This window comes from Azoarcus sp. L1K30, assembly GCF_018122735.1.
GTDB lineage: Bacteria > Pseudomonadota > Gammaproteobacteria > Burkholderiales > Rhodocyclaceae > Parazoarcus.
The window spans coordinates 88,769-113,258 of record NZ_JAGRRD010000001.1 but is presented as its reverse complement, the minus strand read 5'-3'; the positions used below and the strand labels follow the sequence as shown (position 1 = coordinate 113,258).

The following is a 24,490-nucleotide window of genomic DNA, read 5'->3' as shown; positions in this document are numbered from 1 at the left end:
GCTGCGGGGCGGATTGCGAAGCCGGTCGCAGCCTCAGGCTGCGCCGGCGTTTGGGCATGAAGTGGAAGGGAAACCGTCAAGACGATTGAGACGGCGGCGCAGACCAATAACCTGAGAGACATCGTCAGTCCTCCAGCGGCACCAAGGCCGGCTTTCACGCAGCGTACGGCGGCAACCGCTTTTCGAGCAAGGGCTGATTGATCACATAGTGCGCCGGCAGGCCATCGACACAGGGCGTGCTGAGCTCACCCTGGATGAACGGCGTCAGGTAGTTGCGCCCGAGTTCGGTGAGCCCCATGCCGTCGGCGGCAATGAACTCCGCGGGCAGGCGGCGCTCGAGATTGGCGACCGAAGCCGCATCCACCGCAACGACGTCCCAAGCATAAGGGGCGTCCGCCAGGCGACGGATGGCGGCGGTGACGCCGTCCTGTCCCGACAGCGCAAAAGCGACCGCGGCATGCCCCACGGCCACCGCCTGCGCATGATCCGTCGCCGACACCCAGTGCCCGGCCGCACGTTGCAGATAATCCGGCAACGCGTAGTGCTGCTTGTAGCCGAGCCGATCGTGCACCAGGTGCGCAATCGCTTCTCCCGCACCGCCAAGCTGGACGTAGCCCTTCGCGTCACGGTCCTGCTTCATTAATGGCGCCCCATCGGCGGTGCGCAAGCCCTCGGCCACCGTGACCGCGCAATAACCAAGGCGTCCGACGACGGCCTGGACACGCGCGAGAAAAGCCGCTTCATCGAACACCACTTCCGGAAACAGCACGATATGCGGTGCCTCATCCGGCGTGCGCGCTGCCAGCGCGGTCGCGGCCGCGAGCCAGCCGACGTTGCGCCCCATGACTTCCATCACGAACACGCGGCCCTTGCGCCCGGTCATCGCGGCCACGTCGCGCCCGGCTTCACGCATGGCTGTGGCAAGATACTTGGCAGCGGAACCGAAACCCGGGCAGCAGTCCGCACCTTCGATATCGTTGTCCACCGTTTTCGGCACCCCGACACAGACCAACGGATAACCGCGCCTGCGCGCGGCTGCCGAAAGCCGACCAATGAGGTCCATCGAGCCGTTGCCGCCGTTGTACAACAGCGCACCGATGCGGTGTGCCTCCAGCACGCTGAAGATGCGTTCATACAGCGCCGGTTGCGTCTCCTCGGACGGCAGGTCGAAGCGACAGGAACCGAACGCACCACCGGGCGTACGGGACAGCGCCGCAGTATCGATGTCCGCCGTATCGTACAAGTCCTCGGCCAGGAGTCCGAGAATGCCGTGACGCGCCGCCAACACCTTGCCGATGCGGTCCGGGTGCGCGCGTGCAGCATCGATCACCCCCGCCGCACTGGCGTTGATGACGGCGGTCACGCCACCTGACTGGGCATAGAGCAGATTCATGAACATCGGTTCCGGCAGAATTGGAAAGATGAAAACGAACGCGGCCGGCACCGCAGAACGGCACCGACCGCGTCAGGCTGACCCCGGAGACGCTTACTTCAGTGCGTCGAAGGCACGGGCGGTGATCTCCTCGACCGCACCCAGGCCGAGAATCTTGCGTACTTTGGGTGCATTGGCGGCACCCGAGGCTGCCCAGGCACTGTAGTACTCGACCAGCGGTTTGGTCTGGGCATGATAGACATCGAGACGCTTCTTGACGGTCTCTTCCTTGTCGTCGTCACGTTGCACCAGGTCCTCGCCGGTCACGTCGTCCTTGCCTTCGACCTTGGGCGGGTTGTACTTGACGTGGTAGGTACGGCCTGACGGCAGGTGGGCACGGCGACCGCTCATGCGCTCGACGATCTCGCTGTCGGGCACGTCGATCTCGAGCACGAAATCGATCGGCACGTCGGCATCCTTCATCGCGTCGGCCTGCGGAATCGTGCGCGGAAAACCGTCGAACATGTAGCCCGACTTGCAATCATCCTGCTGCAGACGGTCTTTCACCAGGCCGATGATGATGTCGTCCGACACCAGGCCGCCGGCATCCATCACCTTCTTGGCCTCGATCCCGAGGGGCGTACCCGCCTTGACCGCGGCACGCAGCATGTCGCCGGTGGAAATCTGCGGAATGCCGAACTTCTCCTTGATGAAGTTGGCTTGAGTTCCCTTGCCTGCACCCGGTGGTCCCAGAAGAATCAGTCGCATACACCCTCCCCAAAAAATGCGGTCGCCGTCCGGCAACATCGTTATATGGATTCAAGGCCGAAACTTAACCGACAAGTTCCGACCGGTCAAACGTCAATACCAACGCATCAAGCCGACGCGAACACCGCCCGCACGCGTTCGAGATCCTCGGGCGTATCGACTCCCGCCGGCGGCGCGGCATCGAGCCGCAGCACCCGGATCGGGTAACCGTGCCAGAGCGCACGCAGTTGCTCCAGCGCCTCCCAGTGCTCCACCGGCGCCGGCGCGAGCGAGGCATAGCGCTTGAGAAAGCCCACGCGATAGGCGTAGAGGCCCACATGGCGCAACATCGGCAGATCGGCCGGCAGGTGGTCGCGACCGTCGGCCCAGGCATCGCGCGCCCACGGGATCGGTGCGCGTGAAAAGTACATCGCGCGCTCGCGCACATCGCACACCACCTTCACCACGTTCGGGTTGAACACCTCGGCCAGCGCGTGGATGGGGTGCGCTGCGGTCGCGATCATCGCCTCCGCATCGCCCGCCAGTGCGTCTGCCACTGCCGCGATCAGTGCGGGATCGATCAGCGGCTCGTCCCCCTGCACGTTGACCACGATGTCGTCATCCGCCCAGCCCAGGCTGGTGGCGACTTCGGCAAGGCGATCGGTACCACTGGGGTGGTCGTCCCGCGTCATCACCACCCGGCCGCCCGCCGCAACGACCGCTTCGCGCACCTGGTCGTGATCGGTCGCGACCCACACCTCGCTGGCACCCGTGGCCGCGGCACGTTCCAACACGCGCACGACCATCGGTTTGCCGCAGATATCGGCCAGCGGCTTGCCAGGCAGACGGGTTGACGCAAAGCGCGCCGGCACGACGATCCGAAACGGCGTCTTCATCGGCGTGCTCAACGCAGCGCGTCGACTTCTTCGGCGCTCATTGCCCGGGCTTCGTCCTCGAGCATGACCGGGATACCGTCCCGGATCGGGTAGGCCAGGCGATCCGCCTTGCACACCAGTACCTGTTGATCCTTCAGGTAGTCGAGCGGCCCCTTGCAGATCGGGCACACAAGAATTTCAAGCAGTCTGGCGTCCATTGTTCAGCTTCTCCAGGATGCGCTCGGCGGCATCCGAACCGATTGAGGCCTGCACTGGAAACTCCCAAGTGTTGTCAGGCGCGAAAGCTGCGCATTTTACCGCATCCTTGCTCGTCATCAGCTTTGCTTCGCCCGGCGCGAAATCGAGGTCCGCTGCGGTAAAGGCGTGATGGTCGGGAAACGGGTGCGGCACGACGTCCAATCCCATGGCCCGCAATTGCGCAAAAAAACGCTCGGGTCGGCCGATGCCGGCCACCGCATGCACCCGTTGCCCTGCAAAAGCCGATGCGGGCCGACGCTCGAAAGGCGGCCGAAGCGCGCGCAGTTCCCGCCCTTCGAGCACCATCGCCGCACGCGGCACCGCACCGATCGCCGCCAGCACTGCGGCAGAAAGGGCGCCATGGGATACCACCAGATCGACCTCCGACAGCCGCTGCAACGGTTCGCGCAACGGGCCAGCGGGCAACAGCAGGCGATTGCCCAGCGTGGCCTCGTCGACCACTGCGATCTCGATATCGCGACCCAGCCGGTAATGCTGCATGCCGTCGTCGGCAATGATGACATCGCAAGCGCCATGCGCTTCGATCAACGCGCGGGCGGCAGCCGGGCGGTCGCGCCCCACCGCCACCGGGCACCCTGTCAGCCGGGCCAGCAGCACCGGCTCGTCGCCACATATGGCAGGATCGCTGTCGGCCGCGACCAGCGCCACGTCTTCCAGGCTGCCACCGTAGCCGCGAGACACAATGCCCGGCGTCCATCCTGCAGCACGCAACTGTCTCACCAGCCAATCGACCGTCGGCGTCTTGCCGCTACCACCGACGGCGATATTGCCGACCACAATGACCGGCAATGGCAACCCGATGGCCTGCAGCAGGCCCGTACGATAGAGCCGGCGTCTGATCGACGCCAGCACGCCGAACACGCAGGAAAGCGGCCACAGCAGCAGTGCGGGCGCCGAACGCGTCCGCCAGAATGCCGGCGCCCTTGCTCCCACTGGCGCCGTCTCAGCGCGCCGGCGTCTGGGTTGCAAAGGTGATGTGCCCCAGGCCGGCACGCTGCGCGGCCTGCATCACATCGATCACGCTCTGGTGCGCTGCCTTGGCATCGGCATTGATCACGACCACCGGTTCCTTTTGTCCGGGCGGCATCGCCTTGCCCAGCGCGGCGGCGATTGCGTCGATGCCCTTATCCGCCACCGGCGTCCGATCGACGATCACGTCTCCACCGGCGGTCACCGCCACTACGATCTCGTTGCTCACTGCCTCGCCGCCGACCGATTCGGCCGTCGGCAGGTTGATCTCGAGTCCGCTGGTCTTGGTGAACGTGGTGGTCAGCATCAGGAAGATGATGATCACCAGCACCACGTCGATCAGCGGGATGAGATTGATCTCCGGTTCCTGGTTGCGGACGGTACGTCGGAAATTCATGCTTGCACGCTCAACCGCGGCGTTCGCCGTGCGCCACTTCGACCAGCTTGATCGCCTGCTGCTCCATATCGACCACGAAATCGTCGATCAGGCGACGAAAATGGCGCCAGAAAATGGTCGAGGGGATGGCGATGATCAGGCCCAGGCCGGTGGTGTACAGCGCAATTGAAATACCCTTGGCCAGTTGCGCGGGATTGGCGCCATTGACGCCTTGCGAAGCGAAGATGTCGATCATGCCGACAATGGTGCCGAACAGCCCGAGCAGCGGACTGATCGCAGCAATCGTGCCCAGTGTCGTCAGGAAGCGCTCGAGATCATGCACGACCGCACGCCCGGTCTCCTCGATGGACTCCTTCATGATGACGCGTGTGCTCGAGACATTGCGCAAACCGGCAGCCAGCACGCGCCCGAGCGGCGAATGTGCGGCCACCCGGCTCACCATCTCGGCACTGCTGCCATGCTGATGCAGGTCGGCAATGACATTCTCGAGCAATCCCGACGGCACCACCCGCGACCGGCGCAGACTCACCGAGCGTTCGATGATCAGCGCAACAGCCAGCACCGAAGCAAACAACAAGGGCCACATCGGCCAACCGGCAGCCTGAATGATCGCGAACACGCGTATCGACCTCGATTCGTCAAAAGCGGCACTCTAGCCTTGCCGCCCATGCAGGGCAAGCCGGCTTGCGAAACGAGCAATCCACAGAAGCTGTGGATAAGTTTGTGGAACGTTTCTGAATCCCGCGCTCAATCCCGCTAACGGCGCGGAAATCCTTACTCCGATGAAAATTTGTGCAACATTATTATCGTTATAAATCATGCACTTAAAATCTCCTCTGAGCTATATCAAGGACTTGCGCTTCGACGCTTGACAGCATCCCGCCGCTGTGGATTGCGTTACAATCGCCCCCCGAAAACCCGATGATTCCAGCTCGCGAATGCCCGCCGAAACCCTAACTGCAACAATACTTTCCGTCTCTGAGCTAAACCGTTTTGCGAGACAGACGCTGGAATCGGCAATGCCGCTACTGTGGGTGGGCGGCGAGGTGTCGAATGTGACACGGGCCAGTTCGGGACACCTCTACTTCACCCTGAAAGACGCCAACGCGCAGGTGCGCTGCGCCATGTGGCGCAATCGCGCTCAACTGTTGGCGTTCCGGCCGGAAAACGGCATGAAGGTCGAGGCGCGCGCGCTGGTCACCCTCTATGAAGCCCGCGGCGACTACCAGCTCAATATCGAGACCCTGCGCCCCGCGGGCATCGGCAACCTGTTCGAAGCCTTCAATCGCCTGCGGGAAAAGCTTGCCGCCGAAGGCCTGTTCGACCCGGCACAGCGCCGGCCGTTGCCACCCTTTCCGCGCGCCGTCGGCATCGTCACCTCGCCCCAGGCGGCTGCCCTGCGCGATGTCATCGCTACATTGCGGCGACGTTGCCCTCATCTTCCGCTGATCCTCTATCCCGCGCCGGTGCAGGGTGTCGACGCAGGTGCGCGCTTGACCGCAGTCATCCAGGAGGCCGGCCGGCGCGCTGCCGCAGACGGCATCGACCTCATTCTCCTGGTGCGCGGCGGCGGCAGCATCGAAGACCTATGGGCCTTCAACGACGAGGCGCTGGCACGCGCAATCCGCGCCTGTCCGGTACCGGTCGTCAGCGGCGTCGGCCACGAAACCGACTTCACCATCGCGGATTTTGCCGCCGATCTGCGCGCGGCCACGCCGACCGCGGCAGCAGAGCAGGCCAGCGCCGGTTTTCACGCCGCGCTGGCCCAATGCGGACAATTCGAGCGTCAGCTCACGCGCAGCATGCAGCGGCGGCTCGAAACCGCTGCGCAACGCCTGGACCGCTGTGCCTTTCGCCTGGTTCACCCACGGGAACGGCTGCGCCGTGCGGCTGAATCGGTCACCCGTCTCAGGCACGACATGGGCAGGGCGATGCACAACCACCTGGCCGTGCTCGGCGCGCGCCAGGCGCAGATCGGCACCAGACTGCGCGCGCAACGACCGCGCCCTGCGCGTGCGCAGCAGGCCGTCGATCAGTTTGCGGTGCGCCTGCAGCGCGCGATGAGCACGCACCTGGAGGCACGCCGGCACGCGCTCGAGGCGATCGCCGCACATCTGAAGCATCTCGCCCCCGAAGCCGTACTGGCACGCGGTTACAGCATCACACGCAATGACTCGGGTGCCATCCTGCGCACGTCGAACGCGGTCGGCGATGGCGACGCCGTGCATGTGCAATTGGCGCACGGACGGCTGACCGCAGTCGTCACAGCCCGCGACTGAGCAGTCTTCAAGACGCAAGCCTGCTTTCCCGTTTGCGTGACCGGCACTTCGGCTTATCATCGGCCCCTCGGCATTGTCACTGCGGGTCAATCCCGACTAGAATGGTCAGGCTTTGATTCAGCGACAAGCCTCATTGACGCTTCGCAAAATACTGACTGGAGAATTCAATGGAACATACCCTGCCCGCTCTGCCCTACGCCAAAGATGCCCTTGCTCCGCACATCTCGGCCGAAACGCTGGAATTTCACCATGGCAAGCATCATCAGGCCTACGTCACCAACCTGAACAACCTGATCAAGGGCAACGAGTTCGAAAATCTCGATCTCGAGGCCATCGTCAAGAAGGCACCGGCCGGCGGCATCTACAACAATGCTGCCCAGATCTGGAACCACACCTTCTTCTGGAACAGCATGAAGCCGAATGGCGGCGGCGAGCCGGCCGGAGCACTGGCTGACGCCATCAAGGCCAAGTGGGGTGCCTTCGACGACTTCAAGAAGGCCTTTACCGCCTCGGCGGTCGGCAACTTCGGTTCCGGCTGGACCTGGCTGGTGAAGAAGGCCGACGGCACCGTCGACATCGTCAACATGGGTGCTGCCGGCACCCCGCTGACCACGGGCGACAAGGCACTGCTCTGTATCGACGTGTGGGAACATGCCTACTACATCGACTACCGCAACCGTCGTCCGGACTTCGTGGCCACCTTCCTCGACAAGCTGGCCAACTGGGAATTCGCGGCGAAAAACTTCGCCTGATTCCCGCCCCGACGCCCGTTTCGGGCGTGCTTCAGCCAAAGCGACGCCGGCCTCCGGGGTCGCTTTTGTTTTCCGGCACGCACACGCAACACCGCCAAGGATCTTCATGCCGGACCATCGGGCAACCATCCTTCCTGCACCTGCACCCGCCCCTGCCCCCGTGCTCGACGTCCTGTACCGGGACGAGCATCTGATTGCGATTCACAAGCCCTCCGGGCTGCTCGTGCACCGCACGGGACTCGACGCCGCGGAAGAGCGGTTCGCGGTGCAGATCCTGCGCGACCAGATCGGACGCCATGTCCACCCGGCGCATCGCATCGACAAGGGCACCTCTGGCATCCTGCTGTTCGCGCTCGATCGCGATACCGCTGCGCGCGCTGGCGCACTGTTCGAGCACCAGCAGGTCGACAAGCGCTACATCGCCATCGTGCGCGGGCATCCGGCGGCGACCGGTACCATAGATCACCCGCTGGTGCGACGCTTCGACCCGGCGGAGCGGCGATCGGCGCGGGCGGACACGCTGCCGCAGCCCGCGGTGACGCATTTCCGTTGCCTCGCCACCACCGAGTTGCCCTTCTGCGTCGACCGTTACCCGAGCAGCCGCTACGCGCTGCTCGAACTGCAGCCGGAAACTGGCCGCAGGCACCAGCTCCGCCGCCACCTGAAACACATCTCTCACCCGATCATCGGTGACGCCACATTCGGCAAGGGGCGCCACAACCGCCTGTTCCAGACGCTGTTCGGCAGCCAGCGACTGCTGCTGGCCTGCACTCAACTGCGATTTGCACATCCGATCAGTGGCGCACCGGTACGAATCGACTGTGCGCCGGCGGTGGATTTCCGTGCCGTCACCGATGCGCTCGGCTGGCAGCTTCCGCTGGCTGCGCTTTCAGCTGCGCGGGATTCATAGCAGAATGGCGGTCCGATCCGTCACCCGCCACCCGCTCAAATGAATCCGCTGCTGCAAGTCCGCGAACAGGGTCAGCAAATCTGGCTCGACAATCTCTCCCGCACGCTGCTCAACGAAGGACATCTGGCCCGTTTCGTTGCCGACGACGGCGTCGCCGGCGTTACCACGAACCCGGCCATCTTCTACAAGGCCATTGCAGGCGGGCGATATTACGAAGACGATCTCGCCGCACTCAAGCGTCAATCCCTGAGTGCCGAGTCCCGCTACGAGCAACTGGTGATTCCCGACGTGCAACGCGCCTGCGACCTGTTGCTGCCGCTGCATGCGCAGAGCGGCGGCAAGATGGGCTACGTCAGCCTGGAGGTGTCGCCCGAGCTCGCCGACGATGCAGCCGCCACGGTAGCGGCGGGGCTACGGCTCAAGGACGCCGTGGGCCGCGCCAACTTGCTGATCAAGGTGCCGGCGACCTCGGCCGGCCTTGTCGCCATCGAACAGCTGATCGCCGCCGGGGTCAGCGTCAACGTCACCTTGATGTTCTCGCTCGCTCATGTGGATGCGGTCGCCGCCGCGTATGTGCAAGGACTGGAAAAGCGCAGGGAAGCCGGCGGAGATGTCGCTGCGATCATGTCGGTGGCCAGTCTGTTCCTGTCGCGCGTGGACAGCCTGATCGACAAGCAACTGGACGAACTCGGCGGCGATGCCTTGGCCCTGCGTGGCAAGGCGGCGGTGGCCACTGCACGGCTTGCCTATCAACGCTATCGTGCGCGCTTTCACGGTCCGGCCTTCGCCAGCCTGCAGTCGGCCGGCGCACGGCCGCAATACATGCTGTGGGCGAGTACCGGCACCAAGAACCCGGCCTACAGCGATCTGCTCTACGTCGAGCCGCTGATCGGCCCCGACACCGTCAACACCCTGCCCGACGCGACGCTCGATGCGCTGCGCGACCATGGCAAGGTGGCAAACACGCTCGAACTCGACGTCGGGCAGGCACAAGCGACGCTGGACGGGCTGGCGGGGCTGGGCATCGACATGAATGCGGTCGGCGAAAAACTGCAGGCAGACGGATTGCTTCAGTTCAAGGAAGCATTCGCAAAACTGCTGGAGCTGACTGCCGACTGAGCCGGTCGAGGTGAGGCATGCAGAGCACCGCCTCGCGCCTCGACCGGCGCGAGGCGCCCCGATCAGGCAAGTGCCGGAACGGACTTCGCGTTGATCAGCGCGGAGCGTGCCACGCCGCGCTGTTCTCCAGCGGCGCCGAGCACTTCCTTCATGTCGAGAATCAGCACGATCTGACCATTGGACAGCGTCGTCACACCCGCCACCCCCTTGGGACGGAAGTCGTCCAGCGACTTGATCACGGCATCCTCGCGTCCGGCAAAACTGTCGATGGCAAGAATGAACGACAGTTCGGCCGTCTGCATCAGGACGCCGTACTCCGGGACCCGCTCCTGCGTCCAGCCCAGCAGACCGGCGAGCGGCAGAATGGGCAGCACCTCACCGCGGACCACCATGGTCGCGCGTCCGCCGACCTCCTGCACCGCACTGAGATCGATCGGCAGGATCTCGCGCACCATCGACAGCGGCACGGCAAACGGTTGCTCGCCCAGACGCACCAGCAGGACCGGGAGGATTGCAAGGGTCAGCGGCAGGCTGATGGTGAAGGTCGTGCCCTTGCCCATCGATGAGCGGATGTCGATGGATCCGTTGAGCTTCTGGATGTTGGTTCGCACCACGTCCATGCCCACACCACGCCCGGACACATCCGAGACCTTTGCCGCGAGCGAGAAGCCGGGCAGAAAGATCAGGTTGTAGCTCTGCCGCTCATCCATGGTGTTGGCTTCCTCATCGGTGATGAGGCCCTTCTGCAACGCCTTGGCACGCAACTTCTCCGGGCTCATGCCGCGACCGTCGTCCGAGATCAGGATCACGATATGATCGCCTTCCTGCCGTGCTTCGAGCCGGACTTCCGACTTCTCCGGTTTGCCATTCGCACGCCGCTCCGCCCCCTCTTCGACACCATGATCGACGGCGTTTCGAATGAGGTGGATGATCGGGTCGGACAAGTCCTCGATCATGGTCTTGTCGATCTCGGTTTCCTCGCCCGACAGTACCAGCTCGACGTCCTTGCCCAGATTGCGCGCAAGATCGCGTGCAATGCGCGGATATTTCTGGAACAGCCGCCCGATCGGCTGCATCCGCGTCTTCATCACCGCATTCTGCAAGTCCGACACGAGCAGGTCGAGCTGACTCACCGCCTGGTCGAGTGCATGAAGCGTCTCGGTGTCATTGCGCCCGCTCAGGATGTCGCTGCGCAATGCATTGAGGCGGTTCTTTGTCAGTCCGATTTCACCCGACAGGTTGAGCACCTGATCGAGGCGCGCAGTATCGACCCGAATCGAATTGTCGCGCTGGCGCTCGCCCTCACGACGCCCGACGGGGCCGGATGCCCCCGGTCTGTCCACCGCGCGGCGTCCGACTGCGCGATTGATCACCTCTTCCGGATCCTCCGCTGGCTGCGCGGGCACAATCTCCGCTGTCGAGGCGTCGGCCGACGCCTTGGGCAGCACGGCAACGGCGCCGTACAGCAGATTCCAGTCCGGCTCGTGCGCCTTGCCACCGGACGCCCCCGCGGCAGGCTCGGTCTTGGGCTCCGCCGCGGACGCCGGCTTTTCCGGTTTTGCGCCAGCCGGGGCCAATGCCTCACCCGCGATCGCCCGCTTCAGTGCATCGATCAAGCCCGGGTCGGCCGCATGGGGTTGCGTGCCATGCTCGAGATGGTTGAACATCTCGCGCACCGCGCCCGTGGCCTCAAGGATGACGTCCATCATCTCGCTGCTTACCGCCAGCTCTCCATTGCGCAGTTTGTCGAACAGGTTCTCGGTCAGATGACAGAGTGTCACCAGCTCGGCGGCATTGAGAAAGCCTGCGCCCCCCTTGATGGTATGGAACCCGCGAAAGATATCGTTCAGCAGGTTGCGGTCATCGGGAAACCGCTCCAGGTCGACCAGTTTGTTGTCGACACCCGACAGCAGGTCCCCGGCCTCGACCAGGAAGTCCTGCAGCAGATCTTCCATTCCGGCAAAGTCACTCATCGCGGTACGCTCCATTCACTTTCAAGCCCGATCGACGGCACGGGTCCGTCCGGCTGACGAGCAGATCAGAAACCGAGGCTTTCGAGGAGATCATCGACCTGCCCCTGGCTGGTGACCACGTCATCCCGCCCCTCGCTGCTTACGACCGGCCCGTTCATCAGTCCGGTATGTTTTTCACTGCGTTTGTCCGCCGGCGCCACTTCGAGCAGCACCTGCAAGAGCTGCTCCTCGAGCGTCTGCGCCATCTCGACCACCTTCTTGATGACTTGCCCGGTCAGGTCCTGAAAATCCTGCGCCATCATGATCTCGAGCAATTGCGCATTGGTCTCGCGGCTGCGCTCGGAGACCACCCCGAGAAAACCGCGGGTCTCGCCGGCAAGCGCCTTGAACTCCTCGACCGAGAGCTCATTCGCATACAGACGATCCCACTTCGCACGCAGGGCGGCCGCATCGCTATCGAGCCTGTTCTGGATCGGCTGCGCGATATCGGTTGCATTGAGCACGCGGCTGGCCGCCTGCTCGGTCATCTGCGCGATGTAGGTCAGGCGCTGGCGAGCATCGGGCATCGCCTCTACAACTTCCTTCAGCGCGCTGTCGAAGCCCAGTTCGCGCAGGGTGTCATGCACCTTGCGCGTCATCTGACCGATACGATTGAACACTGCCTCTGGCGACGTTTCGCCCTTGGCTTCCTCTGCCCCCTCGGCCGAAGCCGACGCGGCATCGTCGGGTTGATCGAACTCAGCCACCACCGAATCGAACAGCGCCTGCAATTCGTCGCTATCCTCAGACCCCGATCCCGCGGACGGCGCGGCCGGAGCAGCCGCCGGTGCCGGACGCTGGGCAATCGGCTCGGGCTCACTCTGGGTTGACGCGATGCTGTCGAACAATGCCTGCAGTTCGTCCGAATCGCTCACATCGTCAATCTTGTTTCGCTTCGCCATTTTCTGGCTCCCCTATCTGTTTCCCGCCAGCTCAGACTGCTGCGCTCTTGCCGAGCTTCTCGAAGATCTTTTCCAGCTTTTCGGCCAGGGTTGCCGCAGTGAAAGGCTTGACGATGTAGCCATTCGCGCCGGCTTGCGCAGCCGCAATGATGTTTTCCTTCTTCGCCTCGGCCGTGATCATCAACACGGGGAGGTGCTTGAGTTGCGGCGTGCGACGGATGGTCTGCAGCAAGGTCAGACCATCCATGTTCGGCATGTTCCAGTCGGTGACGACGAAGTCGAAAGGCGCGGAGCCTAGCTTTTGCAGCGCCGCCACACCGTCCTCGGCCTCATCGACATTGGTGTAGCCCAGTTCCTTCAGCAGGTTGCGCACGATGCGGCGCATGGTCGAGAAATCATCCACGACCAGAAATTTCAATTTTGGATCAGCCATCTCATTCTCCGTTGAGCCCGTTCCCGATCAACCGTGGCTCGCGCGTTGCAGCAGCGGGCGCAAGGTTTCAGCGAGAACATCTGCGTCGAATTTTGCCACGTATGAATCGACCCCGACCCGTTTCCCCATGGCGCGGTTCGCATCCGATGACAGGGAGGAGTGCATCACCACCGGAATACCGTCAAAACGCGAGTCGCTCTTGATATTGCGCGTCAGCACGTAGCCGTCCATTTCGGGCATCTCGGCGTCGACCATGATGAGATCGATCTCGTCGCTGACGTGGCGCCCCATCTGCTGCGCATGCGTTGCCATGCCCTGCAGGCGCGTCCACGCTTCAAGACCGTTCTGTGCATGCTTGTGCCCAACGCCCAGTCGGTCGAGCACCTCGGCAATCTTGCGCCGCGCGACCGCGGAGTCGTCGACGAAGAAGACGTTGATGCTCGAACCACCGTGCAAGGGCGCGATATTACCGACCACGGCCTCACCGAAGGTATTGGCAAGGATAGTCTCCACGTCCAGGATCGATACCAGCTTGCCGTCCGGCAACTCGGTGATCGCAGTGATGAAACTGTGGCTGTGCGAGGAGACATTGTCGGGCGTGCGCACTTTGTCCCATTCAACGCGGATGATGCGATCCACCTCGTTGACCAGAAAACCGAGCGTTCGCTTGCTGTATTCAGTCACCATCATCGACCCGCCGAGCGGGTCTCCCGACTGTGACAAGCCGAGGACATGGGACAGCGACAGCACCGGAATCACGTTCCCGCGCAGTGAGATCAGCCCCTCGACACCCCGCGGCATGTTGGGCGCCTTGGTGATGAAGGGCGTCGTTGACACCTCGCGTACCTTGAATACATTGATGCCGAAAGTCTCGCTCGTACCGAGCGAAAACAGCAGGATCTCCATCCGGTTGGAACCGGCCAGCATGGTGCGGCCATCGATCGAGTCGAGCAGCGCGGTGTCTTCCTTTTGATCCAGACTCAACATGGTCTCTTCCTCACTTTCCGGCCAGCATCGCCGCATGACGGCTGATCAGCCGCCGCAGGGTTTCCGCCAGCCGCTGCGGTTCGAACTTGGCGACATACTCGTCGACCCCTACGGACTTGCCGAGTTGTTGGTTGGACATGCCGGAAAGCGATGAGTGCATCACCACCGGCACCCCCTCGAAACGCGGATCCGACTTGATGTGCCGGGTCAGGATATAGCCGTCCATCTCCGGCATCTCGACGTCGGTCAAGATCAGGCTGATCACGTCGCACACACGGTGTCCTGCCGCATCGGCCTGACTGGCGAGCATCTTGAGCTCATCCCAGGCCTTGCGTCCGTTGATCGTCGAGATATAGGGAACGCCGAGCATATCAAGCGTCTGGCTGATCTGCTTGCGCGCAACCGACGAATCGTCGGCGAACAGCACCGTATGCTTGCCACCGTCGGAGATCGGCTTGATATCCTTGAACATGTGGCTGTCGTCGTATCTTGTGGTCTCGGACAACACCTTTTCCACGTCAAGCAACATCACCAACCTGCCGTCCGGCAGCTCGGTCACCGCAGTCACCAGGCCGCCCATGTTCGCGGTCAGCATGTCGGGCGGAACGCGCATCTGCGACCAGTCCAGACGCAGGATGGTATCGACTGCCTCGACCAGGAAACCCTGCGTATGGCCGTTGTATTCGGTCACGATCATGATGTCCCGCGGCGTGTCCGCAGCCACCGCAACGTAGCGCGCCAGGTCGACCACCGGAACGAGCACGCCGCGCAAGCTGACCATGCCCTCGACGGTATCGGGCATCTCCGGCGCAGCGGTGATCTTTGGCGTGCGCATCACCTCTCGAACCTTGAACACATTGATGCCAAAGGTCTCGCGCTTTCCGGTGCGCTGATCCGTCCCGAGCGTAAACAGGAGAATCTCCAGCTTGTTTGTCCCCGCGAGACGCGTGCGGGCATCGATATTCTTCAGTAAGTCCGACATTTCATTCTCCGCGGGCTACGGCAATCTGCACGATCGGCACGATCGGCAATACACTACTATTGTAACGACACGTGGCCGCCTGACTTGAGGAACTGATGCGAATTGTTCTTTCCTTCATCTTCCACCTCTGCCTCAAGCCTGGTAGCCCATGCGGAATCCACCCCAGTGACGCCCATTCACGTAAATCGGCGCCGAGATGTCATGCATGATTTCCCCCGTGTCACGCCGATAGGTCTGGATAAGGAACTGCAGTTCATGCGCCCCGCAGCGCTTTCCGACCGGATCGTCGAACACGCGCTTCGTTCGGTTGCCAACGAAATCCTTGTCGTAGTCACCGCTCAGCGCTTGCGAGAATCGAGCATTGTGCGTGGGCACGTAGCCACGGCGATCGCAGCCGATCGCGTACACGACGCCGCTGTTGCGCTGTAACACCGCCTCCTGGACACGTGGAAAGACTTTGTCGGTAAAGCTGTCGAATCGCGCATTGAATTTTTGCGGGCGCGTATTCGGGATCGGCTGCAACGACGGGTCAAAAAGCGCTTCCATCGAGATCTGCCCCGAAGCAACCGCTTCTTCCATCAGGCACCCCATGTCGCGCGCGGCCTGACGCACGACTTCCGGCATCCGCTTGTGCGTATCCATTGCACGCTCACCATCGGCGCCCAGACGGAAGACGTTGCTGATCTCATGCAGGTTGACCGCCAGACTGTCCAGTTCGCGTGCTTCGCCCAGCGTCTGAGCCGCGCCGTCTGCATTGCGCTCGACCATGTCCATGATCTGGCGCACATTGCTCACCACGCTGTCGGCCTCGCGACTTTGCTGGGCGATCGACACCGCGATCTCGTCGATGCGCTCCATGGTCTGCTGCGCGCCACGATTGATCTGCTCGAGCGAAGTCGCCGCCTCCCGCGCCAGGCTCGCGCCCGCATGCGCCTGCGCGCTCCCGTCGCGAATCGATACGATCGCTGCGCTGGTTTCGTCCTGTATGGCCGAAATCACCGCGCTGATTTCGCTGGTCGCCGACGACGTGCGCTCGGCGAGCTTGCGCACTTCATCCGCCACGACGGCGAAGCCTCGCCCCTGCTCGCCGGCCCGCGCGGCCTCGATCGCTGCGTTGAGCGCAAGCAGGTTGGTCTGATCGGCAATCTCGCGAATCACCTTGACGATGCCACTGATCGCCTGCGAACGCTCGCCCAGCGCCGAAATCACGCTCGCGGACTTCTCCACCGACAGCGCGATCTTGTCGATCTCGAGCGAGGCTTCCGACACCACCTGCACCCCTTTGAGCGACAGTTCACGCGCCTCCTGGGCATTCTGCGCCGTTTGCGTCGCATGTCCCGCAATCGCGTTCACACCGGCCGTCATCTCCTCGATTGCACGCACCATCTGCTCCGACGCCACGCGCTGTGCAGTCGATCCTTCCGCCACGCCGCTGGCATGCCCGGAAAGCAGGTCGGCCTTCTCCGCGACCCGTTGCGCGTCGTAGATCACCTTACCGACGATACCCTGGAAGCTCGCAATGAGCCTGTTGTAGTGCCCGACGCATTCGGCCGCCGGGCCTTGAACAAGCGCCGCGCGGCGAGACAGGTCGCCGTCCTCGTAGGTCTTCTTCAGCACGGCGGTAAATTGATCCAGCTGCGCGCCAAAACTGCTGCGCAACGTCCACCATGCCAGCGCCGCGACGGCGAATCCAACTCCCGCGTGTCCAGCAACGATCACCCAAGTCGCTCCGCTACCGAACACCTCGATGGCGCTTCCACCCAGACCGGCCACTGCCCCCAGGATCAGACAAACCCACCAGATCTTCATTTTCCTCTCCCGTCGCGATCAGCGTCGCTTGCACTCCGCCGGTCCGGCTATCGCGCCGGCCGCACTCCATGCCCTGATGTATCGGCGCGGGACAGCGACTACTTTAGCGCCATCAGCGGCGAATGCCGATAACCGATCGCAACACCGGGCAAAGGCGCTTCGTCAGCGCCCCGCCGGCATCAGCAAACGTGCCCGGATACGCGCGGACACCTGCGACAAGGGCGCCACCTCGCGCGCGGCGCCGATCAACGCAGCCTCCCGCGGCATGCCGTAGACCACGCAAGACGCTTCATCCTGCGCGATGGTCCACGCCCCCGCACGCATCATCTCGAGCAGTCCCGTCGCGCCGTCCCTGCCCATGCCCGTCAGCAACACGCCGATAGCCGCAGCGCCGAGTTCAGCCGCAGCGGAGCGAAACAGCACATCGACCGAGGGGCGGTGCCGGTTGACCGGCCCCTCCCCCGACAGCTCGCAACGATATCCCTTGATGCCCCGACGGATGCGCAGATGCGAATGCCCCGGCGCAATATAGGCGGTCCCCGCCTCCACCGGCTCGTCGTGCTTCGCTTCCTTCACGCGCATCGGGCAGATATCGTCGAGCCTGCGGGCGAATGAAGCGGTAAACATCTCCGGCATATGCTGCACGATCAGCACCGCCGGGGTGTTCGCGGGCAACCCGATCAGAACCTCCCGTATCGCCTCCGTCCCGCCAGTCGACGCGCCGATGAAGATGTGAGGAGTCGTGGGCGTTGCCGCTGGCGGCAGAACCATGTGCAGGCCTCAGCTCAACGGCGAATCGAGTCGCACGTAGACCGTGCGGCCGCGCGAGCGCAGGATGTCGCTGGCGTGCGCGAAGCTCTCGGAATGGCCGGCGAACAGCTGTCCGTCCGGGCGCAGGAGCGGCGCGAAGCGCCTGAGAATGGCATATTGAGTCTGTTTATCGAAATAAATCATCACGTTGCGGCAGAAAATGGCATCAAGCGGGCCACTCACCGGCCAAGTACTGTCCATCAGGTTGATGCGGCGAAAGCTGATCAGTCGACGCAATTCGGGACGAACCGTCATCGCCCCGTCCTGCGCGCGACCGTCTGTCACCATGAACTGTCTGCGCCGCTCGGCACTGAGGGCCTCGAGCCTGTCCGGGCGGTAGACGCCGGCCTCGCCCTGCGCCAGAACGGCCGTATCTATATCGCTGGCAACAATCTGCACCGGCGGCGTCAAGCTCTTGAATGCCTCGCATGCCGTCATTGCCAGCGAATAGGGCTCTTCGCCCGTCGACGCCGCACAGCACCAGACGCGTATGGTCCGGACCTCCCTGATATTGCGAAACTGGTCCGCCAGGATTTCGAAATGATGGGCTTCACGAAAGAACGACGTGAGGTTCGTCGTCAGTGCATTGACGAAGCGCTCCTGCTCGTTGCGGTCCCGTTCCAGGCGATCGAGATACTGTGAGAAATTACGGTCACCGACCTGCCTCAAACGCCCGGCGAGCCGGTTGTAGACCATGTCCTGTTTCGCCGGCGAAAGGACGATCCCCGCGAACCGGGAAATCAGCGCGCGGATACGATCAAAGTCCGTCGCGCTCATTTCGAACTCACGCTGCTCGGCGCGGCCGGACAGGGCAAAAGGCGTGGCGGCAACGGTTGCCGACAATTGACGAACCTGCGCCTGGGCAGTCGTGCCGGCGGCGGAAAATGTGCGACGCGGGAGCTTGGAGTCGGTCATTTTCGCCCCAATGCCCCGCTCACAGTCCAACGCCCCGGCACACTCGTCTGCATCGCATCACCGTCGCAATGAAGGCGCAATCTGCGGCACGATGCTTCGCGGCGCCTCCCCTGCCGAAATGCCACGAGAGAGGGCAGGCACATCCAGCGGTGTGCTCGCATTGACATCGAGATTCCCCCCCTCACCGCGGATACTCTCCTCGGTGCGCTTGTTGAGCACGATGATACTGATACGACGATTGATGGGATCGAGCGGGTCGCTGGCATTGAGCGGAATAGTATCGGCCAGCCCGACCACGCGCACCACCTTCGCCACCGCCAGCCCGCCGGCAACCAACTCGCGCCGCGAGGCATTGGCCCGATTGCTTGACAACTCCCAGTTGGAAAAGCCTCGATCCCCACCCGCATAGCGCGAGGCGTCGGTATGGCCGGAGAGACTGATGCGATTCTCCACATCGTTGAGCGCGCGCCCGATCGAGCGCAGCAGGTCGCGGGTGTATGGCTGCAGCTCGGCACTGGCCGAGGTGAACATCGGCCGGTTCTGCTCATCGACGATCTGTATTCGCAGCCCTTCACTGGTGATATCCATGAGGATCTGATTCTTGAACGGACGCAGCTCCGGGTTCGCCTCTATGATGGCCTCGATCCGTCCCTTGAGATCCAACAGCCGCGAGCGTTCCTGGCGCAGAGCAAGCTCTTCGCCATCGCGGTCACCGTCAGGTGCCGGAATATGGGAATTCGCAGCATCGACGTTGATCGCCCGGGTGCTCGGGGTATCGCCACGCTTGACCTGCCCGACCTTGCGCGACAGGTCTTCGCCCCCGCCCTTGATAATGCTGGAACTGTCGCCCGACCCCTCACCCCCGGCCATCGCCAGCTTGAGCGGATTCTGGAAATGGTCCGCGATGCCCTCGAGATCGCCTTGCGCGGTCGAGCCCAGCAGCCACATCAGCAAAAAGAAGGCCATCATCGCCGTCACGAAGTCGGCGTAGGCAATCTTCCAGGCGCCACCATGCGCGCCACCGCCGCCCTTCTTGATGCGCTTGACGATGATTGGCTGCTGACTCTCGTCGCTCACGACTCAACCCCCACCAGCGCGGCAATCCGGACATGAATCAACGACTCGCTGCGCATTCCGTGCATGCCCCGCATCAGCCCTTGCGACTCTTGATTTCTTCTTCGAGTTCCAGGAAGGTCGGGCGATCGGTCGAGTACAGCACCTTGCGTCCGAACTCCACCGCAACCTGGGGCGCATAGCCGTTCATGCTCGACAGCAGCACGACCTTCATGACCTGATAGATCTTTCCGCCTTCCTCGACCTTCTGTTCGAGCTGGCTCGCGATCGGCGCCACGAAACCGTAGGACACCAGAATACCGAGAAAGGTGCCCACGAGCGCGCCGCCGATCATCTTGCCCAACACGGCAGGGGGCTCTCCGACCGAGCCCATCACGTTCACCACGCCCATCACCGCAACCACGATACCGAAAGCCGGCACCGAATCGGCGACCTTCGACACGATGTGCGGCGCCTGGTGCGCCTCCTGGTGGTGGGTTTCGATCTCCATGTCCATCAGGTTCTCGATCTCGAACGCATTGAGGTTGCCGCCTACCATCATGCGCAGGTAATCACACAGGAACTCGACCACATGATGGTCGGAAGTCACGCTCGGGTATTTGGAGAAGATCGGACTCGAGTCCGGATTCTCAATGTCGTTCTCGATCGACATCAGACCTTCCTTGCGCACCTTGGCAAGGATCTCGAACATCATGGCCAGCAGATCAACGTAGAGCGCACGATTGTATTTCGACCCCTTGACCGCCAGGCTGAGTGAACCGAGTGTCGCCTTGAGCGCCTTGGGCCCGTTCCCCGCCACGAAACCACCGATCATCAGGCCGAAAATGGCCATGTACTCGAGCGGAACCCACAACGCAAGCAGGCTGCCGTGCACCGCGTAGGTACCCACCGACGCAGCGAGAATGATGACGTAGCCAATGATGAGAAACACTGCTCACTCCAGGCAAAGGGCGGTTGTTCGTTCGGACTTGCAAAATTGTAACGTCCGGACGCGCGAAAACTTGAATTCGCAGCACGAAAAAAAGGCTGCCTGAGTCCCAGGCAGCCCTCTTGGTCGGGATTGTGTCGATCAGGCGCCGACGACGTCCCTTACCTTGGTCTTGCGTACCGCCGCACGCTTGGTCTTGCCCGCACGCGAGGGCATGTTGCACAAACCGCACACGTAGGCATGCGAAGGATCATAGGCATGGGCGACATAGCGTCCGCCACAGCAGGTACACGCGGCGAACTGCAGCAGGTCCGCGTCGAAGAAGCGCACCAGCGTCCACGCCCGGGTAATGCTCAACACCGGTTCCATCTGGTCACTCTCGATCTGGTCGAGATAGAGATGATAGGACTTCAGAATCGCATCCAGACCACTCATGCCGGCCTGCTGCACGAAGAAGCGGTGGTAGCCCATGAACAGCGACGAATGCACGTTCGGCTGCCAAGTCATGAACCAGTCGGTCGAAAATGGCAGCATGCCCTTCGGTGGCGATGCTCCCCGCACTTCCTTGTAGATCTTCAGCAATTTCTCGCGGCTGAGTTTCGTCTCGACCTCAAGCATCTGCATGCGCGCGCCGAGCTGCACCATTTCGACAGCGCGGCGGATGTCTTCCGCCTCATCGATGATTCTCTTGTTCTTCATTTTCTCTCATCTCCTCAGGCTGCTTCTTCCGCGGCCTTGCCCGCAGCGATGATTGCCGCGTGCAAACTGGATGTTGCCGGATCCCGACCTTCGCCCGCCATCAGGCGGCCAAGCTGCTCGTCATTGAAACGAAACTGCGGAATCAGCATCTGGTTGTTGGCCATGCGCACAAGTTTCGCAGCGGAAAGCCCCTGAAGCATGTCGGCAAAAGCCGCGCCGATACCCAGCCTGAACATCGCCGTCTCCCGGTCGCTGCGCAACATCTGCTGCGCCAGCATCAGGTAAGCGAGATTGAGCTCATGTATTTCGGCCTGATAATCGGGGCGTTTCACGAAAAATGACTCCCTTTCAGGGACAAGCGGCTTTGAAGTTAAAGTAATTTCTGAACAATCGCAAGCTTTCCCCTTTCATCGGGGGGGGCAATACCGTTGCAATTCCGCAACAACCAGACCACCTCCCGGCGCAATGCGATGCACTTCAGGTCGGTGAAACCACCCTCTGGACCGCCGCGACACGATTGCGCCCCCGCCCCTTGGCGAGGTAGGCACTCCTGTCCGCCTGCTTGATCAGGGCGTCGATATCGGCCATGCCTTCATCGCGCACCGCGACGCCGATGCTCACCGTCAGATCGATAGAAGGCCCCCCGGTGTCGATCACGAGTTCATCGACTGCCTCGCGCAGGCGTTCAGCGCACACCATCGCGGCATCGATCGCTGTCTCGGGGCAGATCACCAGGAATTCATCCCCGCCGGTGCGGCAAATGACATCCTGCCCCCGCAAGGCGTCGCGCAAGGCGTCGGCAGCCTGCCGCAGCACCATGTCGCCCACATCGTGACCATGAGTGTCGTTAATGAGCTTGAAGTCGTCGAGGTCGATGATCATGCACGACAAAGGACGACGGTTGCGGGTGGACGCAACCCATTCCTGCTGAATGCGGTCAATGGCGTAGCGCCGATTGGGGTAGCCGGTCAGCGCATCGGTCAGGGCAACCTCCTGCAGCCGCCGGTTTGAAATCGCCAGTTCGGCGGCAAAGTGCCGAACCTCCTCACGGTCTCGCTCCAGTTCCTGCTGCAAGCGCACCACCCGTTGCCCGGCCCGCAGTCGGGCCGCCAGCACCCTGGAACGAAAAGGTTTGAGGACAAAATCATCGGCACCCGACTCGAGTGCGGCGACGAGGGGCTCGTCGCCCTCGACCGGTGCCAACAGCAGGATATACATGCGGCGGCCGATCCGAGTGGCCCGCACCGCACGAATCAGCTTGTCGCTCTCCGCACCGAACACTGCGCAGTCGAGCACCATCATGTGCGGCTGCAATTCGATGGTGGTCTCGAGCACCTGCTGCCCGGCGCCGATCTCGAACAACCGAAACGCGTCGCCGGCGAGCGCTTCCCTCAGATGCTCACGACTCTGCGCGTCATCCACCACGATCAGCACGCGCATGCCTGCAGCGGCCTGCACCGCGGAGGGGGCAAGGTCACCAACCTCGGAATTCATCGGCACATCGGCTGCATGCTCCCCCTGCGCGGCCGCATCCGCCCCCAGCATTGAGAACGGTGGCAGCCTGACCGTGTCGAGTTGAAGCAGCTTGCCCCATTCGATCCATTGACGCCCGACGTCTACGCAGACCTCGACAAATTCATCCCGGCTGTAACCCAAATGCTGAGCAAGCTTGAGCACCATCGCCATCAGCGCCGGCTGCTCTTGCTCCCCCGCCAGACAGATTTCTGCCACCGCGCGCGCCAGCACCAGACATTGCATGATCGTCGCTTCGCGGCTCTCGGGTGCGAATGCGGCACGATCTGTCTGCTCGAAGAAGCGCACCGGCTCTGTGAACACGGCAGGCAACCCCCAATCGGCAAGCATCGCCGCACCCAGCTCGCGATGCGTCATTGCCAGCGTCTCCTGCTCGAGATCGAGCAGCCGGCGCGACGGGTCGAGCTGAGTTTCCTGCAGCAGACGACCGAACTCGACCGGATAGACGGTGGCCATGGCAAGCTCGCCAACGCGCGCCAGCAAGCCCACCGAAAACGCCTCGTCAGCCGCGACGATACGCAATCGCAGGACGAGCGCCTGCATCGACAAGGCCATCACCAGCGATGACGACCAGAAGCGGGTGTAGTCGAATCCGGCGCAGCTTCCCTTGCGATAGCTCGACAGCAAGGAAAACCCCAGTGCCATCGTCCGTACCGCCGGCATACCCAGCACCATCAGCGCTTCTTGCACCGAGACCACAGCACGTCGCTGCAGGCCGACCAGGCCGTTGGCCGCCTTGACGATACGCCCGACGAACGCAGGATCGCCCTTGATCACTCTCGCGAGTTCGGACGCCGACACCTCTTCGTCCTGCGTCATCCGGATGATGGCAAGTGCAACGCCTCGTGGCGACGGCAAATCGCCGGTCGCCTTCAGCTGCGCAAAACGATTAAAGTCAATCGGAGGGGGCATGGTTACGCGTGCAGGTCGATCCTATGTACCTCAAAGCATAACCGGTAATCGCCGCATCTGGTCAATGTGTCAAGAACGCGAAGATCGACGCCGCCGCGCCGTTGCCGCGGCGACGCCATCAGTGTCCGGCCGGAACGTGGCGGGCTGTTAGAATCCGGGACTCTGCTCAGGAAGTCTCCATCATGAAGTTCTGTTCCGATTGCGGCGCACCGGTCGAGTTCCGGATACCACCGGGAGATGCCTTGCCGCGCCACGTCTGCGACAGTTGCGGCACGATCCATTACCAGAACCCCAAGCTGGTGGTTGGCGCCCTGCCCGAGTGGGGCGAACGGATATTGCTGTGCAAGCGCGCCATCGAGCCTTGCTACGGCAAATGGACCCTGCCAGCGGGCTTCATGGAGAACAACGAGACCACGGCCCAGGCCGCCGCGCGCGAAACCCTCGAGGAAGCCTGCGCGCGCATCGAACTTGGCGAGATGTACACCCTGATCGATGTCCCCCATATCAGCCAGGTTCATATCGTCTACCGCGCGCGGCTTCTGGACCTCGACTTCCGTCCGGGCGTGGAATCGCTTGAAGTGGCGCTGTTCGACGAAACGGAGATCCCTTGGGACGAGATCGCGTTCCGCACCATCGCCCTCACCTTGCGCCACTTCTTCGACGATCGCCGCACCCGGTCGTGGTCGTTTCACCGTAGCAGCATCGGCCCTCCCGCAAAGCCCTGATTCCCCGCAACACCCGTGATCCGGCGGTGCTGCTTGCGCTGCGCACGGTTGTCTGTTTTCATTCACTCAC

25 protein-coding genes are annotated in these 24,490 nt (G+C 62.8%); 5 read left to right on the top strand and 20 right to left on the bottom strand.

Translation table 11 applies throughout. From position 1 onward, the window contains the following. Positions 1-154: 154 nt before the first annotated feature. The 7 genes from J5J83_RS00475 to J5J83_RS00445 all read right to left on the bottom strand — a co-directional run bounded on the left by J5J83_RS00475 (position 155) and on the right by J5J83_RS00445 (position 5,258). Entirely contained in the window at positions 155-1,393 is a 1,239-nt protein-coding gene (locus J5J83_RS00475) for a 6-phosphofructokinase (RefSeq protein ID WP_249115568.1), read from the bottom strand. Positions 1,394-1,486: 93 nt separating this feature from the next. After that, entirely contained in the window at positions 1,487-2,140 is a 654-nt protein-coding gene (gene adk / locus J5J83_RS00470; RefSeq protein WP_212343940.1) for an adenylate kinase, read from the bottom strand. Between the two features lie 107 nt (positions 2,141-2,247). Further along, entirely contained in the window at positions 2,248-3,015 is a 768-nt protein-coding gene (kdsB, locus tag J5J83_RS00465) for a 3-deoxy-manno-octulosonate cytidylyltransferase (protein WP_212343938.1), read from the bottom strand. A gap of 8 nt (positions 3,016-3,023) precedes the next feature. Beyond that, entirely contained in the window at positions 3,024-3,212 is a 189-nt protein-coding gene (locus J5J83_RS00460) for a Trm112 family protein (protein WP_212343936.1), read from the bottom strand. Next, entirely contained in the window at positions 3,193-4,206 is a 1,014-nt protein-coding gene (gene lpxK, locus J5J83_RS00455; protein ID WP_212343934.1) for a tetraacyldisaccharide 4'-kinase, read from the bottom strand. The genes J5J83_RS00460 and lpxK overlap by 20 nt, the downstream gene beginning before the upstream one ends. 10 nt (positions 4,207-4,216) lie before the next feature. Further along, entirely contained in the window at positions 4,217-4,639 is a 423-nt protein-coding gene (locus J5J83_RS00450; RefSeq protein ID WP_212343932.1) for a biopolymer transporter ExbD, read from the bottom strand. A 10-nt stretch (positions 4,640-4,649) separates the two neighbouring features. Further along, positions 4,650-5,258, bottom strand: a complete 609-nt coding sequence (locus J5J83_RS00445; RefSeq protein ID WP_212343930.1) for a MotA/TolQ/ExbB proton channel family protein — start codon at positions 5,256-5,258, stop codon at positions 4,650-4,652. Between the two features lie 400 nt (positions 5,259-5,658). Here J5J83_RS00445 and xseA point away from each other — a divergent pair, with 400 nt between their 5' ends. The 4 genes from xseA (at position 5,659) to tal (ending at position 9,699) form a co-directional block, all read left to right on the top strand. Next, positions 5,659-6,918, top strand: a complete 1,260-nt coding sequence (gene xseA / locus J5J83_RS00440) for an exodeoxyribonuclease VII large subunit (RefSeq protein WP_349251847.1) — start codon at positions 5,659-5,661, stop codon at positions 6,916-6,918. Positions 6,919-7,085: 167 nt separating this feature from the next. Further along, positions 7,086-7,670 (top strand): Fe-Mn family superoxide dismutase, encoded by a 585-nt coding sequence (locus J5J83_RS00435; RefSeq protein ID WP_212343926.1) that lies wholly within the window; start codon positions 7,086-7,088, stop codon positions 7,668-7,670. A gap of 160 nt (positions 7,671-7,830) precedes the next feature. Continuing rightward, on the top strand, positions 7,831-8,580 hold the full coding sequence (locus J5J83_RS22870) for a pseudouridine synthase (RefSeq protein WP_349251939.1): 750 nt from the start codon (positions 7,831-7,833) through the stop codon (positions 8,578-8,580). Positions 8,581-8,619: 39 nt separating this feature from the next. Next, positions 8,620-9,699 carry a transaldolase gene (gene tal / locus J5J83_RS22865; protein ID WP_249115565.1) on the top strand — a complete coding sequence of 360 codons (1,080 nt, stop codon included), beginning with the start codon at positions 8,620-8,622 and terminating at the stop codon, positions 9,697-9,699. A gap of 62 nt (positions 9,700-9,761) precedes the next feature. Here tal and J5J83_RS00425 read toward each other — a convergent pair whose 3' ends face one another. From J5J83_RS00425 to J5J83_RS00365, 13 genes are all read right to left on the bottom strand, one after another. Further along, complete coding sequence (locus J5J83_RS00425; protein ID WP_212343925.1) at positions 9,762-11,672, bottom strand: chemotaxis protein CheA; 1,911 nt, start codon at positions 11,670-11,672, stop codon at positions 9,762-9,764. A gap of 65 nt (positions 11,673-11,737) precedes the next feature. Continuing rightward, positions 11,738-12,613, bottom strand: coding sequence for a protein phosphatase CheZ (cheZ, locus tag J5J83_RS00420; protein WP_212343924.1), 876 nt, complete (start codon positions 12,611-12,613; stop codon positions 11,738-11,740). 31 nt (positions 12,614-12,644) lie between these two features. Continuing rightward, the gene (gene cheY, locus J5J83_RS00415; protein WP_212343923.1) at positions 12,645-13,046 is read right to left on the bottom strand and encodes a chemotaxis response regulator CheY; all 402 of its coding nucleotides are present in this window, start codon (positions 13,044-13,046) and stop codon (positions 12,645-12,647) included. Positions 13,047-13,073: 27 nt separating this feature from the next. Next, positions 13,074-14,033, bottom strand: a complete 960-nt coding sequence (locus J5J83_RS00410) for a chemotaxis protein (RefSeq protein ID WP_212343917.1) — start codon at positions 14,031-14,033, stop codon at positions 13,074-13,076. A gap of 10 nt (positions 14,034-14,043) precedes the next feature. Next, the gene (locus J5J83_RS00405) at positions 14,044-15,015 is read right to left on the bottom strand and encodes a chemotaxis protein (RefSeq protein ID WP_212343914.1); all 972 of its coding nucleotides are present in this window, start codon (positions 15,013-15,015) and stop codon (positions 14,044-14,046) included. A gap of 132 nt (positions 15,016-15,147) precedes the next feature. After that, on the bottom strand, positions 15,148-16,824 hold the full coding sequence (locus J5J83_RS00400) for a methyl-accepting chemotaxis protein (RefSeq protein WP_212343913.1): 1,677 nt from the start codon (positions 16,822-16,824) through the stop codon (positions 15,148-15,150). A gap of 162 nt (positions 16,825-16,986) precedes the next feature. Then, entirely contained in the window at positions 16,987-17,595 is a 609-nt protein-coding gene (locus J5J83_RS00395) for a CheB methylesterase domain-containing protein (RefSeq protein ID WP_212343912.1), read from the bottom strand. 9 nt (positions 17,596-17,604) lie between these two features. After that, positions 17,605-18,549: a CheR family methyltransferase gene (locus J5J83_RS00390; protein ID WP_212343911.1), complete on the bottom strand. Its 945-nt coding sequence runs from the start codon at positions 18,547-18,549 to the stop codon at positions 17,605-17,607. A 57-nt stretch (positions 18,550-18,606) separates the two neighbouring features. After that, positions 18,607-19,626 (bottom strand): flagellar motor protein MotB, encoded by a 1,020-nt coding sequence (gene motB / locus J5J83_RS00385; RefSeq protein WP_212343910.1) that lies wholly within the window; start codon positions 19,624-19,626, stop codon positions 18,607-18,609. 73 nt (positions 19,627-19,699) lie between these two features. After that, positions 19,700-20,554 carry a flagellar motor stator protein MotA gene (motA, locus tag J5J83_RS00380; protein WP_212343908.1) on the bottom strand — a complete coding sequence of 285 codons (855 nt, stop codon included), beginning with the start codon at positions 20,552-20,554 and terminating at the stop codon, positions 19,700-19,702. Between the two features lie 138 nt (positions 20,555-20,692). Then, positions 20,693-21,250, bottom strand: a complete 558-nt coding sequence (flhC, locus tag J5J83_RS00375) for a flagellar transcriptional regulator FlhC (RefSeq protein WP_212343906.1) — start codon at positions 21,248-21,250, stop codon at positions 20,693-20,695. Between the two features lie 14 nt (positions 21,251-21,264). Continuing rightward, positions 21,265-21,582 (bottom strand): flagellar transcriptional regulator FlhD, encoded by a 318-nt coding sequence (gene flhD / locus J5J83_RS00370; RefSeq protein WP_212343904.1) that lies wholly within the window; start codon positions 21,580-21,582, stop codon positions 21,265-21,267. 145 nt (positions 21,583-21,727) lie between these two features. Continuing rightward, the gene (locus J5J83_RS00365; RefSeq protein WP_212343902.1) at positions 21,728-23,695 is read right to left on the bottom strand and encodes a diguanylate cyclase; all 1,968 of its coding nucleotides are present in this window, start codon (positions 23,693-23,695) and stop codon (positions 21,728-21,730) included. Positions 23,696-23,877: 182 nt separating this feature from the next. Between J5J83_RS00365 and J5J83_RS00360 the strand changes: the two genes are divergently transcribed. Further along, the gene (locus tag J5J83_RS00360) at positions 23,878-24,420 is read left to right on the top strand and encodes an NUDIX hydrolase (RefSeq protein ID WP_212343900.1); all 543 of its coding nucleotides are present in this window, start codon (positions 23,878-23,880) and stop codon (positions 24,418-24,420) included. Positions 24,421-24,490 lie beyond the last annotated feature (70 nt).